14 protein-coding genes are annotated in these 16,219 nt (G+C 72.4%); 7 read left to right on the top strand and 7 right to left on the bottom strand.

Translation table 11 applies throughout. The features are described 5' to 3' along the window. Nucleotides 1-45: 45 nt before the first annotated feature. A complete protein-coding gene (locus ACQP2O_RS12475; protein ID WP_433183158.1) occupies nt 46-747 on the bottom strand; it encodes a FadR/GntR family transcriptional regulator in 702 nt (233 codons plus the stop codon). 88 nt (nt 748-835) lie between these two features. Between ACQP2O_RS12475 and ACQP2O_RS12480 the strand changes: the two genes are divergently transcribed. Together ACQP2O_RS12480 and ACQP2O_RS12485 are read left to right on the top strand one after the other, a co-directional pair. After that, on the top strand, nt 836-2,029 hold the full coding sequence (locus ACQP2O_RS12480; protein ID WP_433183161.1) for a CaiB/BaiF CoA transferase family protein: 1,194 nt from the start codon (nt 836-838) through the stop codon (nt 2,027-2,029). Beyond that, complete coding sequence (locus ACQP2O_RS12485) at nt 2,026-2,808, top strand: enoyl-CoA hydratase/isomerase family protein (protein WP_433183164.1); 783 nt, start codon at nt 2,026-2,028, stop codon at nt 2,806-2,808. The genes ACQP2O_RS12480 and ACQP2O_RS12485 overlap by 4 nt, the downstream gene beginning before the upstream one ends. 24 nt (nt 2,809-2,832) lie before the next feature. Here ACQP2O_RS12485 and ACQP2O_RS12490 read toward each other — a convergent pair whose 3' ends face one another. Next, complete coding sequence (locus tag ACQP2O_RS12490) at nt 2,833-3,207, bottom strand: DUF3037 domain-containing protein (protein WP_433183167.1); 375 nt, start codon at nt 3,205-3,207, stop codon at nt 2,833-2,835. After that, a complete protein-coding gene (locus ACQP2O_RS12495; RefSeq protein ID WP_433183170.1) occupies nt 3,204-4,028 on the bottom strand; it encodes a HipA family kinase in 825 nt (274 codons plus the stop codon). The genes ACQP2O_RS12490 and ACQP2O_RS12495 overlap by 4 nt, the downstream gene beginning before the upstream one ends. A 176-nt stretch (nt 4,029-4,204) precedes the next feature. Between ACQP2O_RS12495 and ACQP2O_RS12500 the strand changes: the two genes are divergently transcribed. The 3 genes from ACQP2O_RS12500 to ACQP2O_RS12510 are packed head-to-tail and all read left to right on the top strand — an operon-like array spanning nt 4,205 to nt 8,238. Continuing rightward, the gene (locus tag ACQP2O_RS12500; protein ID WP_433183172.1) at nt 4,205-4,864 is read left to right on the top strand and encodes a GntR family transcriptional regulator; all 660 of its coding nucleotides are present in this window, start codon (nt 4,205-4,207) and stop codon (nt 4,862-4,864) included. After that, the gene (locus ACQP2O_RS12505) at nt 4,861-5,862 is read left to right on the top strand and encodes a 1-aminocyclopropane-1-carboxylate deaminase (protein ID WP_433183175.1); all 1,002 of its coding nucleotides are present in this window, start codon (nt 4,861-4,863) and stop codon (nt 5,860-5,862) included. The genes ACQP2O_RS12500 and ACQP2O_RS12505 overlap by 4 nt, the downstream gene beginning before the upstream one ends. Before the next feature lie 9 nt (nt 5,863-5,871). Beyond that, complete coding sequence (locus ACQP2O_RS12510) at nt 5,872-8,238, top strand: transketolase-like TK C-terminal-containing protein (protein ID WP_433183177.1); 2,367 nt, start codon at nt 5,872-5,874, stop codon at nt 8,236-8,238. A gap of 47 nt (nt 8,239-8,285) precedes the next feature. Here the strand turns inward: ACQP2O_RS12510 and ACQP2O_RS12515 are convergent, their stop codons facing one another. Beyond that, complete coding sequence (locus ACQP2O_RS12515) at nt 8,286-10,382, bottom strand: MMPL family transporter (RefSeq protein ID WP_433183180.1); 2,097 nt, start codon at nt 10,380-10,382, stop codon at nt 8,286-8,288. A 249-nt stretch (nt 10,383-10,631) separates the two neighbouring features. Here ACQP2O_RS12515 and ACQP2O_RS12520 point away from each other — a divergent pair, with 249 nt between their 5' ends. Then, nucleotides 10,632-11,924, top strand: coding sequence for a M18 family aminopeptidase (locus ACQP2O_RS12520; protein ID WP_433183183.1), 1,293 nt, complete (start codon nt 10,632-10,634; stop codon nt 11,922-11,924). Nucleotides 11,925-11,962: 38 nt separating this feature from the next. Here the strand turns inward: ACQP2O_RS12520 and ACQP2O_RS12525 are convergent, their stop codons facing one another. From ACQP2O_RS12525 to ACQP2O_RS12535, 3 genes are all read right to left on the bottom strand, one after another. Further along, nucleotides 11,963-13,576 carry an esterase-like activity of phytase family protein gene (locus ACQP2O_RS12525; RefSeq protein WP_433183186.1) on the bottom strand — a complete coding sequence of 538 codons (1,614 nt, stop codon included), beginning with the start codon at nt 13,574-13,576 and terminating at the stop codon, nt 11,963-11,965. Nucleotides 13,577-13,664: 88 nt separating this feature from the next. After that, nucleotides 13,665-14,147: an SMI1/KNR4 family protein gene (locus tag ACQP2O_RS12530; protein WP_433183189.1), complete on the bottom strand. Its 483-nt coding sequence runs from the start codon at nt 14,145-14,147 to the stop codon at nt 13,665-13,667. A gap of 35 nt (nt 14,148-14,182) precedes the next feature. Further along, nucleotides 14,183-14,722: a TetR/AcrR family transcriptional regulator C-terminal domain-containing protein gene (locus tag ACQP2O_RS12535; RefSeq protein ID WP_433183192.1), complete on the bottom strand. Its 540-nt coding sequence runs from the start codon at nt 14,720-14,722 to the stop codon at nt 14,183-14,185. Between the two features lie 88 nt (nt 14,723-14,810). Here ACQP2O_RS12535 and ACQP2O_RS12540 point away from each other — a divergent pair, with 88 nt between their 5' ends. Then, nucleotides 14,811-15,992, top strand: coding sequence for an FAD-dependent oxidoreductase (locus tag ACQP2O_RS12540; protein ID WP_433183194.1), 1,182 nt, complete (start codon nt 14,811-14,813; stop codon nt 15,990-15,992). Nucleotides 15,993-16,219 lie beyond the last annotated feature (227 nt).

Below are 16,219 nucleotides of genomic sequence, written 5' to 3' on the forward strand. Positions count from 1 at the left end.
CCCGCCCCGGCCCGCCCCGGCCCGCCCCGGCCCGCCCCGGGCCGGTCAGCGCTCGGGGGACCAGTTCAGGAGTTTGACGTCGCCGACGCTCTGGACGTGGTGGTGCATGGCGGCGGCCGCGGCGGTGGGGTCGGCGGCGCGGATGGCGTCGGCGACCTTCTCGTGCTGGTGCAGTGAGTTCGCCGGGCGGCCGGGCTGGCGCAGGGACTCGCGCCGGCTCTCGGCGATCTCCCGGGACAGGTGGATCATGAAGTCGGCGAGCAGGGGGCTGCGCGCCGCCGCGATGACCGCGCCGTGGAACCGCTCGTCCTCGTCGACGCCGAGTTCGCCGCGTTCGATGGCGGCCCGCATCGCGGCCAGGGCGGCGTCGATGGCGGCGAGGTCCGCGGCCGTACGGCGCTCGGCGGCGAGGGACGCCAGCTTGGTCTCGGCCGCGTCACGCGCCTCGAGGATCTCCGGGAGCCGCCGCTTGCGGGCCAGGAGATTCTCCATCGGCTCGGGTTCGAGGCGATCCCGCAGCAGGTAGTTGCCACCGCCGTGCCGGACCTCGATGAGCCCCTGGACCTCGAGGGCGACGATCGCCTGGCGGACGGAGGTGCGGCTGACCTGCAGACGGTCGGCGAGCTCGCGTTCGGGGGGAAGCCGGTCCCCGGCGCGCAGACCTTGGTCGGCGACGTACTCACGGAGCCGGGCCGCGACCTGTTCGTACAGGCGGGGCCGGGCCAGGGGACGGAGAGATTCGGACACTTCGCCCTCTTGACGCCTCTGGGGATAGTTGACGACACTCTACCCCATTGGCCTTAAGGTCCACTGGTCCAACCAATTTGGAGACGCGATGTTCAACGGCGCGCTCGAGGGCGTGCGAGTGCTCGACCTGTCCCGGATCCTGTCCGGCCCTTTCGCCAGCATGATCCTGGCCGACCTCGGAGCGGACGTGATCAAGGTCGAGGACACCCGGAAAGGTGATGACACCCGCCAATGGGGGCCGCCGTTCCAGGGGGACGACGCGGCGTACTTCCTGTCCGTCAACCGCAACAAGCGCTCCATCAGCGTCGATCTGAAGACGGAGAAGGGCCGTGACGCCGTCCAGCGGCTCGCCGACCGCGCCGACGTGCTCCTGGAGAACTTCCGGCCCGGCACCGCCGCCCGCCTCGGCCTCGGCTACGAGGAACTGTCGGCCCGCAACCCCGGCCTGGTGTACGCGTCGATCAGTGGATACGGACACACCGGCCCGTACGCCGAACGGGCCGGGTACGACGCCATCGCGCAGGCGATGAGCGGGATCATGAGCGTGACCGGCGAGTCCGGCGGTTCGCCGGTGCGGATGGGCACGTCGGGCGCGGACCTCGGGGCCGGGATGTGGGCGGTCATCGGGGTCCTCGCGGCGCTCAACGCCCGGCGGCAGACCGGCCGTGGCCAGCACGTCGACATCTCGCTGCTCGACGGCCAGGTCGCCTGGCTGACGTACGTCGCGGGCGGTTACTTCGCCACCGGGGAGACGCCGCGCCGGTACGGCTCGGCCCATCCGTCGATCGTCCCCTACCAGGCGCTGCCCACCGCCGACGGCCACCTCATGGTCGCCGTGGGCAACGACGGGCTGTGGCGGCGGTTCGCGGACGCCGTCGGCCTCGGCCACCTCGCCGACGATCCGCGCTTCGCCACCAACCCGGACCGGGTACAGAACCGAGAGGAGCTGCTGACTCTCCTCGAGGAGGCACTCGCCGCCCGGACCAGCGACGAGTGGACGGAGATCCTCACCGAGGCGGGCGTTCCCGCCGGGCCGATCAACACCGTGCCCGAGGCGCTCTCCCATCCGCAGGTGCTGGCCCGGGAGATGGTCGTCGAGACCGAGCACCCAGGAGCGGGACGGCTGCGCATGCTGGGCTCGCCGATCAAGCTGTCGGCGCAGCCGCCGGCCGTCCGGTCCGCCCCGCCCGGCCTCGGCGAGCACACCGACGAGGTCCTCGCCGAGCTCGGCCTGACCGCGGAGGAGATCGCCGCGATGAGGGAGGAGGGGGCCATCCGATGAAGGTCAGACTGCACCGTGACGCCGAGGTCGCCGAGGTGGCCGTCGGCGACGGGCGTCGCGGCAACGCGCTGTCCAGCAGGGACTGGCGGGAGCTCGAACGGACGTTCCGCGACCTCGCCCGCGACGACGAACTGCGGGCGGTGGTCGTCCGCGGCCGGGGCGGCATGTTCAGCTCAGGCTCGGACATGCGGGAATGGGTCGAGGCGGACCTCACCGGCGTCGCCGACAGCTTCGCCGTGATGGAGGCCGCCTTCACCGCGATCGAGGACCTGCCGGTGCCGGTCATCGCGCAGGTCGAGGGCGTCGCCGCCGGGGCGGGCTGCCAGCTCGCCCTCGCCTGTGACCTGCAGGTCATGGCGGAGAGCGCCCGGATCGGGATGCCGATCGCGCGGCTCGGCATCCTCGTCAGCCCCGCCTTCGCCGCACGGCTGGCCGTGCTCGCCGGGCCGGGCGTCGCGCGGGAACTGCTGTACACCGGCCGTCTCGTCCCCGCGGCCGAGGCGGTGCGCCTCGGGCTCGCCACCCGCTGTGTGCCGGACGAGGAGCTGGCCACGGCCACCCGCCGGCTCGTGCTGAACATCACCCGCCATCCCAGCGCGGCCGTCCGGGCCGCCAAGCACGCGGTCGGAGCCGTACTCACGCCGACGTGGGCCGCCGCGAAGGCGCAGGCCGGGGGGCCTCCCGTCGCCTTCGACGACTTCCAACGGGGGATCTCGACGTTTCTCACCCGCGATCCGCAGCCGACAGTCCCTGCGGAAGAGGAAGAGGTGCCGTTTTAACAACGAGGATGTGCGCTGTGGAAATCAGCGGACGAGAACGTCGAGCAGGCGGTCGAGTTCGGCGGCCGCGCCGGCGGTCAGACCGGAGTGCACCGGGCCGGGCTGCACCACGGTGCTGCGCGGTGCCGTGAGCCAGCGGAAGCGGGCGCCGAGTGGCTCGGCCGCCGCCTGGCCGGCGCGCGGCCCGCCGCAGCAGATGTCGTCGACCGCCTTGAGGGCGGCGCGCACCCCGTCGACGTCGAGGTCCGAGGCCAGCGCGCGGAGCCGCGCCTCGTCCACGTGTGTGCGGCAGCCGAGGAAGTCCTCGGACTGGCAGTAGAGGATCACCCCGACGTTGATGGTCTCACCGCGTTCGACCCGGGGGATGACCCGGAGCACGGCGTACTCGAAGATGTTCATGACAGCCACTTGGGTCGGCCCGACGGGCGCTCGTCCGCGTGGGGGGCCGCCGGCCGGGCGTCTCCCACCTCCGGCAGCCAGACGTCGGGCGTCGTCACACGGGTGCGCAGGTGCCCGACGTACGCCTCCGCGACGTCGGCGGGGGAGTCGAAGCCGGGCTCGTCGGTCAGCCACTCCTCGGGGACCAGCGCGACGACCTCGCGCAGCAACTCCTCGGTGACCTTGGGAGCGAGGTCCTCGCCGGCGCGGGCCAGTCCGGCGTCGTCGACGAAGGTCGCCAGCACGTGGTCGCTGGCGTCGTACGGGCGGGAGACCAGCTTGTCCGCCGAGGCCCACGCGTGGTGGAAGTACAGGCCGGCGCCGTGGTCGATCAGCCAGACGTCGCTGTGCCAGACCAGAAGGTTCGGGTTGCGCCAGCTGCGATCGACGTTGCCGATCAGCGCGTCGAACCACAGGACGGACGCGGCGAAGTCGGCCTCGGGCGTCCAGGCCAGCGGGTCGAAGCCGAGCGATCCGGGCAGGTAATCGACGCCGAGGTTGCGGCCGGGGCTGGCCTTGAGCAGGTCCTGGATGTCGGGGTCGGGCTCGTGTCGGGCGATCACCGGGTCGATGTCCACGGTCACCAGGTCGGGCACCCGGAGGCCGAGCCGCCGGGCGAGCTCGCCCGCGATGATCTCCGCGATCAGCGCCTTGCGACCCTGCCCGGCGCCGTGGAACTTCACGACGTACGTGCCCAGGTCGTCGGCCTCGACGATGGCGGGCAGGGACCCGCCCTCCCGGAGGGGGGTCACGTAGCGCGTGGCCGTAACGTTGGTCAGCACGCGCCAACCGTACCGGGCGTGTGCCGGCACGCGTGCACGACGTACGCGCATGCCGGCCCCGCGTGCGCACACGCTCCGGTGACGTGAACGATCCTATGAACGCCCGCCGAGCAGGCATGATGCAGATGCCACACAGGGTGTTGACGCGTCGAACAAACCAATATCTAATATATTGCATGCCCTCAGAACGGCTTCCCCGGCTCGACCGCTCCCTGCTCCGCGACCAGGCGTACCGCATGCTGCGCGACGCGATCGTCGAGGGCGACCTGGCGCCCGGGGAGATCATCCGGGACGGCGAGCTGGCCGAGCGGGTCGGCCTGTCGCGCACGCCGGTCCGCGAGGCGCTCGCCCGCCTCGCGGACGAAGGACTCATCGAGACCAAGCCGCACGCCTACACCCGCGTCACCCCGCTCGTGGTGCGCGACGTCCGCGACGCGTACGTCGTCGTCCGGACCATGCACGAGCTGGCCGTGCGTACGGCGGTGCGGGTCCTGACGGAGCGGCACATCGAGACGATGCGCGCGGCCAACGCGCGGTTCGCCGCCGCTCTGGACGCCGGCGACGTCCAGGCCGCGCTGGCCGCCGACGACGAGCTGCACGACGTGCCCGTGGCCGCGGCGGGCAACCGCGCGGTGGCCGCGACGATCGAGCGTTACCTGCCGCTGATCCGGCGGCTGGAGCGGCTGCGGTTCGGCTCCCTTCCGGGACGGCGCTCGATCGCGCTGCACGACCGCCTGATCAACGCCTGCGCCGCGGGCGACGCCGAGGCGGCCGTGGCCGCCACCGCCGAGATCTGGGCCACGCTCGGCGACCTTCTCGACAAGGAGACCTCATGACGACGCTGGACGACTTCCCCCGCGAGCGGCTGCTGTTCGGGCCCTCGCCGGTGCACGCGCTGCCCCGGCTGTCCGAGCATCTCGGCGGCGCCGTGAGCCTGTGGGCCAAGCGGGAGGACTGCAACTCCGGGCTCGCCTACGGCGGCAACAAGACGCGCAAGCTCGAGTACCTGGTCGCCGACGCGCTCGCCCAGGGCTGCGACACGCTCGTGTCGATCGGCGGCGTGCAGTCCAACCACACCCGGCAGGTCGCCGCCGTCGCCGCCCGGCTCGGCCTGAAGTGCGTCCTGGTGCAGGAGAGCTGGGTGGACTGGCCCGACGCCGTCTACGACCGGGTCGGCAACATCCTGCTGTCCCGCCTGCTCGGCGCCGACGTCCGGCTGGTCGAGGCCGGTTTCGGCATCGAGTTCAAGGAGAGCTGGGAGAAGGCCCTGCAGGACGTCCGCGATCGCGGCGGCAAGCCGTACGCCATCCCGGCGGGCGCGTCGGACCACCGCCTCGGCGGCCTCGGCTTCGCCGGCTGGGCGCGCGAGGTCGAGGAGCAGGAGCGCGAGCTGGGCGTCTTCTTCGACACCGTCGTCGTCTGCTCGGTCACGGGCAGCACCCAGGCCGGGATGGTCGCCGGTTTCGCGGGGAAGGGGCGGCGGATCATCGGCATCGACGGCTCCGCCAAGCCGAAGGAGACGCGCGACCAGATCACCCGGATCGCCCGGAACACCGCCTCGCTGATCGGGACGGAGATCCGCGACGACGAGGTCATTCTCGACGAGCGGTACCACGCCGGGACGTACGGCATCCCCGACGAGCAGACCCTGGAGGCGATGCGGCTCGCGGCGCGGTTCGAAGGGATGATCACCGACCCGGTGTACGAGGGGAAGTCCATGGCCGGACTTGTCGATCTCGTGACGAATCGGGAGATAGAGGCAGGATCCACCGTCCTCTACGCTCACTTGGGAGGGCAACCCGCGCTGAACGGATACAGCGCACTATTCCGGTGAGGGGCTGACATGCAGGACGTTCGTGACAAGGGCGTCGCGGGGGTGGACCTGGCCGGCGTCGACCTGGGCGTGCTGGAGGAGATCCAGCGCCGGGTGCTCTGGCTGGCCGTGCGCATCGTCGACGCGGCCAACCGGGAGCGTGACACCGGTGACGGCGTGAAGGTCGGCGGGCACCAGGCGTCGAGCGCCTCGCTCGTCACCGCGATGACCGCGCTGTGGTTCGCGCATCTGAACGCCGAGGACCGGGTGAGCGTCAAGCCGCACGCCTCCCCGGTGTTCCACGCGATCAAGTACCTCCTCGGCGACCTCGACCGCTCCTACCTCACGACCCTGCGCGCCCGCGGCGGCCTGCAGTCGTACCCGAGCCGCACCAAGGACCCCGACGACGTCGACTTCTCGACCGGCTCGGTGGGCCTGGGCGCGGCGGCGCCGCTGTTCGCCGCGGCCGTCCGCCGCTACGTCGACGCCCACTGGCGGGGCGAGTCCGCCGCGAAGGCGCGGTTCGTCGCGCTGCTCGGCGACGCCGAACTCGACGAGGGCAACGTCTGGGAGGCCATCGCCGACCCGGCCACCCAGGGCCTCGGCAACGTCATGTGGGTCGTCGACTTCAACCGGCAGTCGCTGGACCGCGTCGTGCCCGGCGCGCGGATCGCCCAGTGGCGCGGGCAGTTCGAGGCGGCCGGCTGGCACGTCGTCGAGGTGAAGTACGGCCGGCGGCTGCGCGAGGCGCCCGCCGCCGTGCGGGGCTGGATCGACGCGATGCCGAACGAGCACTACCAGGCGCTGTTCGGGCTCACCGGCGCGAAGCTGCGCGAGACGTTCCTGGACGGCGCGCCCGCCGAGGTCGCCGCCGCCGTCGCGGACGTGCCCGACGGCGAGTTCGCCGGGCTCGTCCAGGACCTCGGCGGCCACGACCTGGTCGCCATGCTGGAGGCGTACGCCCAGTGCGAGGCGGTCACCGACCGGCCCAGCGTGATCTTCGCGTACACGGTCAAGGGCCACGGCCTGCCGATCGCCGGGAACCCGCGCAACCACTCGGCCCTGCTCACCGGCGAGCAGATCGACGCGCTGCGCGGCTCTCTGCGGGTGCCCGGCGACGAGTGGGCCCGGTTCGACCCGGCGACCCCCGAGGGCATCCTGTGCAACCAGCGGCGTGAGGCCCTGCGCCGTACGCCCGCCCCCGGCGCGCTCGGCGTGACCGTTCCGGCGGCGACCGGGGTACGGACGTCGCGGCCCGTCTCGACGCAGGACGCCTTCGGCAAGATCCTCGTCGACCTGTCCCGGTCCGAGGAGGTCGCGCCGTACCTGGTCACGACCGCTCCGGACGTCGCCACCTCGACCAACCTCGCCGGGTTCATCAACCGCACGGGCGTGTTCGCGCCCGCCGAGCAGCGGGCGTGGAGCGTGGATCCGCTGCTGAAGTGGACCGAGGGGCCGACGGGCCAGCACATCGAGCTGGGCATCTCGGAGATGAACCTCTTCCTGCTCCTCGGCCAGCTCGGGCTCGCCGGCGACCTGCACGGGCAGCCGCTGCTGCCGGTCGGCACGGTGTACGACCCGTTCGTCTGCCGGGGCCTGGACGCCTTCATCTACAGCGTCTACTCCGGGGCGCGGTTCGTCGTCGCGGGCACGCCGTCGGGGGTGACGCTCGCGCCGGAGGGCGGGGCGCACCAGTCGACGATCACCGCGTCGATCGGGCTCGAGCTCCCCAACGTCACGTACGTGGAGCCCGCCTACGCCACCGCCCTGGACTGGCTGCTGTGCGACGCGCTCGGCCGGATCGCCGCCGGCCCGGCCGAGACGACCACCGCGGTCCCGGCCGAGGACGGCGCGTACTACTTCCGCCTGACCACCCGGCCCCTGGACCAGACGCCGTTCGAGCAGGCGCGGGAGCGACTCGGGGACGCGGTGCTGCGCCGCCAGGTGCTCGCCGGGGCGTACCTGCTGCACCGGTCGGAGGTCGAGGGCCCGGCGGTGCAGCTGGCCGCCTCGGGCGCCGTCCTGCCCGAGGCGCTGGCCGCCGCCCGCGAGCTGGAAGAGGAGGGCATCGCCGCGCACGTCGTCGACGTGACCTCCCCGGACCGGCTGTACTCCGCGTGGCAGCGGACCCTGCGCCAGGGCGTCCGCACGGCGACGACCCCCTCGGAGGCCGGCGCGCTCCGCGCCGCCTTCCCGGTCCGGGCGCCGATCGTCACCGTCCACGACGCCGCGTCGCACGCGCTGGCCTGGCTCGGCTCGGCCTTCGGCGTGTCGTGCGTGCCGCTCGGCGTCGACCAGTTCGGCCAGTCCGGGGCGATCGGCGAGCTGTACGAGCTGCATGACCTGCTCCCGGGCTCCATCGTCAACGCCGCCCTGGCCGCCCTCGCGCTCGGCTGAGCTGGAAGAGGGGCCGGATTCGATCCGGCCCCTCGTTCGGAGGATGCTCAGCGGTCGGCGGGGACGTACGCCGGCCGCCCGAGGTCGGGGACGGTGGCGGGTGCCTCTTCGTGGGAGAGGCCGGGCAGCCAGGACAACCACCGCGGGAGGTACCAGTTCGCCTCGCCGAGCAGGCTCATCACCGCCGGGAGCAGCACCGCGCGGACGATCGTGGCGTCGAGCAGCACGGCGATGGACAGGCCCACGCCCATCTGCTTGAAATCCTGCATCGACAGGGTGCCGAAGACCGCGAACACCGCGACCATGATGACGGCCGCGCTGGTCACGGCCCCGGCCGTCGCGCGGATGCCCTGCGCCACCGCCAGCGTCGTCGGCGTGCCGCGGTCGCGGGCCTCGCGGATCCGGGAGACGACGAACACGTGGTAGTCCATCGACAGCCCGAACAGCACGACGAAGACGAACAGCGGCAGCCAGGACTCGATCGCCCCGACGCCGTGGGTGCCGACGAGACCGGCGCCCCACCCGTGCTGGAACATCGCCACCATCACCCCGTACGCCGCGCCCACCGACAGCAGGTTGAGCACGATCGCGGTGGCGGCGATCGGGATCGAGCGGAACGAGACGAGCATCAGCACGAACGTGATGCTCAGCACGAAGACGAAGACCGGCACGATGCTGTGCCGCAGCTGGGTGTTCCAGTCGGTGGAGGAGGCCAGGGTGCCGGTGACGTGCGCCTCGGCGACCCCGCCGAACGCCGCGGGCACCAGGCGCTGCCGCAGGGTCGCGAGGGCGTGCCGTGACGTGGCGTCGGAGCCGTTCCCGGCCAGCGGCACGCTGATCGTGGCGACGTTCGCCGCCGCGTGGACCTGCGTACGGACCGGCCGGCCGAACTCCCCGCTCTGCCGTGCGGCGTCCTGCAGCGACCGGATCGCCTGCCGTACGCGCGGCGCCTGGACGTCGGACGCCTTGACCACGACGAGGGCGGGGTCGGGGCCGCCGGGGAAGGCCGCGTTGATGTGGTGGTAGGTCTGGATCAGCGCGGCGTTCTTCGGGAGCTGCTGCTCCATCCGGAGCTTCTCGGTGTGCATGCCGAGCGCAGGGGCGGCCAGCGCGAGGAGGAAGGCGGCGGCCAGCGCGGCGGCGATGCCGGGGCGGGCCAGGACGGGGCGCAGCACCGCGTTCCAGAGCCGGGGGGTCGACCGCTTGCGGTGCAGGAACGGGATGCGCCCGAACTCCACCTTGTCGCCCAGCAGCGACAGCAGGGCGGGCAGGACCGTGACGGAGCCGATCATCGCGATGAGCACCACGAGGATCGTCGCGACCGCGAAGCCCTCGAACAGCAGCATCCCGGACAGGAACATCCCGGCCATCGCCACCATGACCGTCAGCCCGGACACCAGCACCGACCGGCCGGACGTCGCGGCGGCGATGCGCAGCGCGGTCTCCTTGTCCCGTCCGGCGGCGCGCTCCTCACGCTCCCGGCGCAGGTAGAACAGGCAGTAGTCGACGCCGACGGCGAGGCCCATCAGCAGCATCACCGAGTTCGCCGAACCGTCCATGTGCATGGCGTGGCTGACGACGGCGAGCAGCCCGTTCGCCGCGAGGAACGCGGTCAGCGCGATGGCCACCGGCATGACGGCGGCGAGCAGTGCCGCGAAGGCGACCAGCAGGATGCCCAGCGCCAGCGGCACGGCGGTCAGCTCGGCGCGGGAGAAGTCCCTGCCCAGCGTCTTGTTGAACCACCGCTCACCGGACGCGTCCCCGAACTCCTCCACCCGGACCTCCGGATGCCGGGCCCCGGCCTGCGCCACCGCGGCCTGGACCGGTGCCACCCGGTCGGCCGCCGTCTTCGGGTCACCCGCCATGTCGAACTGCACCAGCGCGTCCCGGCGATCGCGGGAGACCAGCGGTTCGCGTACCGTCGCGGCCCGGCCGCTGCCGCGGATCGCGCGGGTCACGTCCGGGATCGCCGCGCGGAACCCGTCGGGGGCGGCGCTGTGCACGAGCACCATCTCGGTGGCCGGGCTCTTGATGCCCGCGTCCTCCAGGATGCGGACCGCGCGCCCGGAATCGCCCGTGCCCTGCTCGGCGTTGGTCAGCTGCTTCTCCCCGGCCATGCCGCCGATGAGCACGGCCGCGACCACGAACAGCAGCCACCCGAAGATCGCGGTCTTTCTATGGCGTGCGCTCCAGCCGCCCAATCGCGCGGCCACGTTGTCCTTCATGGGGGGTCCCCTTCACCGTCCGGCGGGTTCATGTCCTCGCTGATGACGGTAGAAATCCGGGGATTCGGCTCCCAGCCGGTGAACCCCCGGCCCGGCGGGAGGTGACCACCCAGCGATGGTGGTGCTGCCTCCACCGCCGTCCGTCCGGTCCTCCCTATCCTTGGTCCCATGAGCGCCCAGTCCAGGTTCGACCGCAGCCACACCGACGACCTCGCCGACTTCATCGCCGCCAGCCCGTCCCCGTACCACGCGGTGGCGAGTTCGGCCGAGCGCCTGGAGAAGGCGGGCTTCCGGCAGGTGGCGGAGACGGATGCCTGGACCGGCGAGGCGGGCGGCCGCTACGTCCTACGCGGTGGGGCGATCGTCGCCTGGTACGTCCCGGAGCACGCGCGCCCCGAGACCCCGTTCCGGATCGTCGGCGCGCACACCGACTCGCCGAACCTGCGGGTCAAGCCGCTCCCGGACTCCGGAGCGTACGGCTGGCGGCAGGTCGCCGTGGAGATCTACGGCGGGCCGCTGCTCAACAGCTGGCTCGACCGCGACCTCGGCCTGTCCGGCCGGATCGCGCTGCGAGACGGGACTACGCGCCTGGTCGCCGTCGACCGGCCGCTGCTGCGGGTGCCGCAGCTGGCCATCCACCTCGACCGGTCCATCGGGGAGAAGGGCCTCCAGCTGGACCGGCAGCGGCACACGCAGCCGATCTGGGCCCTCGGCGCGGTCGACGAGGGCGCGCTGATCAGGTTCGTCGCGGAGGAGGCGGGGGTCGAGGCGCCGGCGATCGTCGGCTGGGACCTGATGACGCACGACGTGCAGCCGCCCGCGTACCTCGGCCGCGACCAGGAGTTCCTGGCCGCCGCGCGGCTCGACAACCAGCTGTCGGTGCACGCGGGCACCGCCGCGCTCACCGCGGCCGCCGGCTCACCCGACCTGCCGTACATCCCCGTCCTCGCGGCGTTCGACCACGAGGAGAACGGCAGCGAGGCCGACACCGGCGCGGGCGGCCCGCTGCTCGGCGCGATCCTCGAGCGGTCGGTCTACGCGCGGGGTGGCTCGTACGACGACCGCGCGCGGGCGTTCGCCGGCACGATCTGCGCGTCCGCCGACACCGGCCACGCCGTCCACCCGAACTACCCCGAGCGCCACGACCCGACCCACCGCCCGATGCCGAACCACGGGCCGATCCTCAAGGTCAACGTCAACCAGCGGTACGCCACCGACGGCGTCGGCCGCGGCGTCTTCACCGCCGCCTGCGACCGGGCCGGGGTGCCCGTGCAGGCGTTCGTGTCGAACAACGCGATGCCGTGCGGGACGACCATCGGCCCGATCACCGCCGCCCGCCACGGCATCACCACGGTCGACGTCGGCGTGCCGATCCTGTCCATGCACTCCGCGCGCGAACTGTGCGGCGCCGACGACCCGTACCTCCTCGCCCGCGCGCTGACGGCGTTCCTGGAGGGCTGACCGGGTCGCCTCAGCCGCCTGAGCCGACCGGCCGCGCGTCAGCCGCCGTTCACCGTGATGGTCACGGTGGCGGTGCTCGTGGCCGCGGGCAGCCTGGTCGTGTCGATCGCGAGGTACTCGCCGTCGTCCTGGCGGCCGTCGGGCAGCGTCTTGACGTGCAGGGCGTACGGGGGCGTGGCGTTCGTGACGCCGTCGACGCCGAAGTCGCTGTCGTTGCTGATCACGAGCGTGCGCCCGCCGTCGGTCGTGGCGACGCCCTCGACCTTGTCGTGCCCGAAGAAGCCGCCGGTCGGGTCCAGCCCGGTCAGCAGCCCGCCGAGGTCGAGGCCGAGGCTCTTGCCGACCGGCGTGACGCCGACGGCGGCCAGGTCCGACCGTGACGTCGCGGTGTCGTCCGTGCCGACGTACGCGTCGATCGTCTTGTGGTCCGCGCCGACGAGCAGCCCGCCCTTGGCCGCGTCGTACACGGCACCGGGCACGGACGCCCGCGGCCCGACGTCCGTCGCACCCGCCAGATCGATCGTGAAGAGCCTCTTGTACGCGCCCGGCTCCATGTTCCCGTCACGCTCGTCGACGAGGAACCTCGTGTCGGACAGCGCGGTGATCTCGCTGACCGCCCCGCTGTTCTTCTTCGGGTCGTCGAGCAGGTAGACGTACTCGTGCGTCGCCCGGGTGCGCAGGTCGTACGTCACGATGCGCAGCGTCGTGATGTTCTTCGTCTTGGCGGTCACGTCGGGCTGCTGCAGCGCCGACTGCATGATGCCGACGAGCGTCCTGCCGTCGGGGGTGATGGTCAGCCCTTCCATGCCCTTGTTCGGCACCCGGTTCGCGAGTTCGCGGGGCAGGGAGCCGTCGAAGGGGGACAGCCGCGCGATCGCGCGGCCGGTCCGGTCGAAGTGCGTGATGAACGGCCCGTACTCGTCCGACACCCAGAAGGACCCGTCCCGCATCGCGACCAGGCCCTCCGAGTCGTACCCGCTCGCGCTCGGCGCCAGAGGGTTCCCGTTCAGGTCGACGAGGTTCTCCCCGGTGGTCGCCTGCGGGTTCACCCGGCCGGAGTACGGGGTGCCGTCGGCGGCGCGCAGCGGAATCGTCCTCTCGAGCACGGCCTTGCCGTCCCGCAGGCGGAACCGCCCGATGGACGGGGTGAACCCGGGCAGCGGCAGGATCTTCTCGCCGTTCGGGCCGTCGACGTTCGGCCCCCGGTCGGTCAGCCCGTAGAACTCGTCCCGCGAGCCCGGCACGGGAGCGAGCGCGGAACCGTACGCGCCGCTGGTGACCTTCACTCCGCCGATCGTGGCGAGCGGCGGCAGGTGGGTGGCGTACAGCCGGACCGCGTCGCTGACGGTGTAGCGGAAGGTGTCGGTCCCGGTGAACCCGGCGGCCGGCGTGTACCGGAACGAACCGTCGGGATTCAGACTCAGCGACCCGTGCGCCGGCGAGGTGTGCGAGATCAGCGTGATCGGCCGCCCGCTGTCATTGCGGAACAGACCGTGGCCGCGCACGTCGAGGGCCTGCCCGGCGCGTACCCGGTAGGCGTCGTCCCGCGCCCGCAGCGAGGGGTCGGACGTGCCGGCGGTGGCGATCCCGGCGCCGGAAAGGGACAGGGCCAGTGTTCCGGCGGCGGTGGCCGCGACGGCACGACGGTTCATCCGAGGTCTCCCATGGGCGGTACGGATCTGCCCTGCGGATTGTGCCGATCATGAGTGGACGGCTCGCGTCGTCCGGGCGACGCGGCGGTTAACCGCCCCTGGTGAGTGCCTGAGTGCACTGCCGCAGCGCGTACGAGCCGAAGTCGTCGGCGAGCCGTTCGGGACCGCCTCGGTCGGCCGAGCCCGGGTCCCAGACGACGACCGGCGCCTCCCCGGAGCGGTCCCGGCGTGCGAGGTCGAGGCAGACGAGCCCGCCCATCCCGTCGTACTGGATGATCAGCAGGTCCGGTGGGAAGCGCGGATCCGTCCGTGCGTCGAGCGTCCCGCCGACCGTACCGAGGAGCGCGTCGCCCATGGCGGGCGTCCGGTAGACGCCGAGGAAGTCCGTGCCGTCGACCTCGCAGGAACCCGCCTCGGCGAGGAAGCATCGGTAAGAGGGCGGAAGCGGCGTGCCGAGCTCCCGCTCCGCACGGGCGAGGTCCACCGGGTTCAGCCCGCCCGTCCACCGGCAGGATCCGGGGTTGCCCCGCAGCAGTTCGACGAGAGAGACCACTGATGCGACACCGCTCACGTCCCGCACCTTAACAATCCCGCCCCGCGCCCGGGTCACGGCAGTGAACCTCTGATGCCGTCGATGATCAGTTCGAGGCCTGCGAGGAAGGCGCGGTCGCGCTTCTCGCGAGGCCAGGTGTCGGCCTTCCGGGTCTGTTCTTCCATCGTGGAGCCGTTGACGTAGGCCATGACGGTGTCCACGGCGACGGTTGCGCTGTCCTGGGACAGACCGGCGGCGACCAAGGTGGCGACGAGGCCATCGAAGGCGGCGACGGCCTCGTCGCTCGGCTGCTGGAATCCGGTCAGGAGGCGCGCGCCGTCCCGGTGCGCGAGCATGACCTCGCGCGCGCCGGTCGCGACGGTGCGAAGCCGCTCGTCCCAGGGGCCGTCGATCGGCGGAGCCCCGTCCGGCGGGACGATCAGGTGCGCGACCATCGCGTCCAACAGCGCCTGCTTGCTGGGGTAGTGCCGGTAGAGCGCGCTCGCCCGCACCCCGAGCCGGCTCGCCAGCAGTCGCATGGTGAGGCCGTCCAGCCCGACCTCGTCGAGCAGTTCGATCGCCGCTCGCAGCACCTCGGTGCGCCGCTGCCCCATGCACTCCTCCTGGCCGGTTGACAGGTCGCCTCGATCTAGGTGAACAATGTACACGTGAACGTTGTTCACCTAGAAGTGGAGGGATGTCATGACCGAAGGTCTGGGCCGGGTACTGGTGATCGGGGCGGGGCTCGGCGGGCTGACGCTCGCGCACGCACTCGTCCACGCGGGCATCGACGTGCGGGTGTACGAGGCCGACGAGGGGGCCGACGAGCGGCTCCAGGGCTACCGGATCGGACTCGGGCAGCGCGCGATGGAGGCGCTGCGCGCCAGCCTGCCGCACCGGCTTTACGAACTGGTCGAGGCCACCAGCGGAGGCCTGACCGGGCCGGGGCTGCTCTTCGACGAGCAGCTGAACGTGCTCAGCCACGACCTGGAGGGGCCGCCGGCGGACGCCCGGGCGATCGACCGGCAGGTGCTGCGGCGCATCCTGCTCGGCGCGCTGGAGGACCGGATCGCGTACGGCAAGCGGCTGACGGGCTGCACCGAAGCCGACGGGACCGTGACCGCGCGCTTCGCCGACGGCACGGAGGCGACCGGGCAGGTTATCGTCGGCGCCGACGGCGGGAACTCCGCCGTGCGGCGGCACCTGGCGCCCGAGGTCCGGCTCGTCGACTCCGACCTCTGCGGGGCCATGGGCCGTACGCCTCTCACCGACCGCTTCCTACGGCTCGTGCCGGGGCGCGGCACGATGGTCAAGGGCCCTGAGGTCACGCTGATGCTGGGACGCATGCAGTTCGACCGCGAACCCTCCGAGGCCGCCGCCGAACTCGCCCCCGAGCTGCCCATGCCCCACCGGGAGAGCTACGTGCGGTGGGTGCTGATGGTCCCGCCGGAGCACCCGGCCGCGGCCGGACCGCGCCTCGAGGACGCGCGGAAACTGGTGCTGGAGCTCATCGACGGCTGGCATCCCGACCTGCTGGACCTGGTGCGCTCCGCCGACATGAGCGGCGCCGGCCGATCCCGGATCTTCGACCGGCCGATGCCGCCCTGGCCGGTCGGCCGGGTCACGCTCCTGGGCGACGCCGCGCACCTGACGCTGGCCACCGGCGGGAACGGCGCGAACACCGCCATGCAGGACGCCGTACGACTGGCCGCGCGACTGTCGGAGGCCGGGCGCGGCGAGCGCGACCTGACCTCGGCGCTGGAGGAGTACCAGGCCGACCTGCTCGAACGCGGCAACGCGGCGGTGGAGTACGGCAAGGCGAAGCTGAAGACGTTCGTTTCCGTAGGGACGACGACAGGGGTCGCAGAAGCGGGCTCCCGCTGAGAGGCGACATCAATGGAGTGCCGGGTCGGCAACCCGGGATCGACCGACTCGGGTCGCCGGCAGGCCGCCCGCACTGCCTCGTGGCTGCTCGGGGCGAGGTGTCCGCGATCCGGTTGGCACGGACCCCGCCCGGTGAGGCATCTCGTTCCGCGCTGTCTACTGGGACGATAATTTTCTCTTCTAGGTAGACGGCGTGGAACGAGGCGGTGTGCCCGGCGAGGCCGATT

Origin of the sequence: Actinoallomurus sp. CA-150999 (assembly GCF_050942425.1) — a bacterium.
Taxonomy (GTDB): Bacteria; Actinomycetota; Actinomycetes; order Streptosporangiales; family Streptosporangiaceae; genus Actinoallomurus.

Bases quoted from the DNA above. Each gene is read 5' to 3' on its own strand.
- ACQP2O_RS12480 (WP_433183161.1), top strand. From the start codon at position 836: ATGTTCAACGGCGCGCTCGAGGGCGTGCGAGTGCTCGACCTGTCCCGG.
- ACQP2O_RS12485 (WP_433183164.1), top strand. From the start codon at position 2,026: ATGAAGGTCAGACTGCACCGTGACGCCGAGGTCGCCGAGGTGGCCGTC.
- ACQP2O_RS12490 (WP_433183167.1), bottom strand. From the start codon at position 3,207: ATGAACATCTTCGAGTACGCCGTGCTCCGGGTCATCCCCCGGGTCGAA.
- ACQP2O_RS12500 (WP_433183172.1), top strand. From the start codon at position 4,205: ATGCCCTCAGAACGGCTTCCCCGGCTCGACCGCTCCCTGCTCCGCGAC.
- ACQP2O_RS12505 (WP_433183175.1), top strand. From the start codon at position 4,861: ATGACGACGCTGGACGACTTCCCCCGCGAGCGGCTGCTGTTCGGGCCC.
- ACQP2O_RS12510 (WP_433183177.1), top strand. From the start codon at position 5,872: ATGCAGGACGTTCGTGACAAGGGCGTCGCGGGGGTGGACCTGGCCGGC.
- ACQP2O_RS12520 (WP_433183183.1), top strand. From the start codon at position 10,632: ATGAGCGCCCAGTCCAGGTTCGACCGCAGCCACACCGACGACCTCGCC.
- ACQP2O_RS12525 (WP_433183186.1), bottom strand. From the start codon at position 13,576: ATGAACCGTCGTGCCGTCGCGGCCACCGCCGCCGGAACACTGGCCCTG.
- ACQP2O_RS12535 (WP_433183192.1), bottom strand. From the start codon at position 14,722: ATGGGGCAGCGGCGCACCGAGGTGCTGCGAGCGGCGATCGAACTGCTC.
- ACQP2O_RS12540 (WP_433183194.1), top strand. From the start codon at position 14,811: ATGACCGAAGGTCTGGGCCGGGTACTGGTGATCGGGGCGGGGCTCGGC.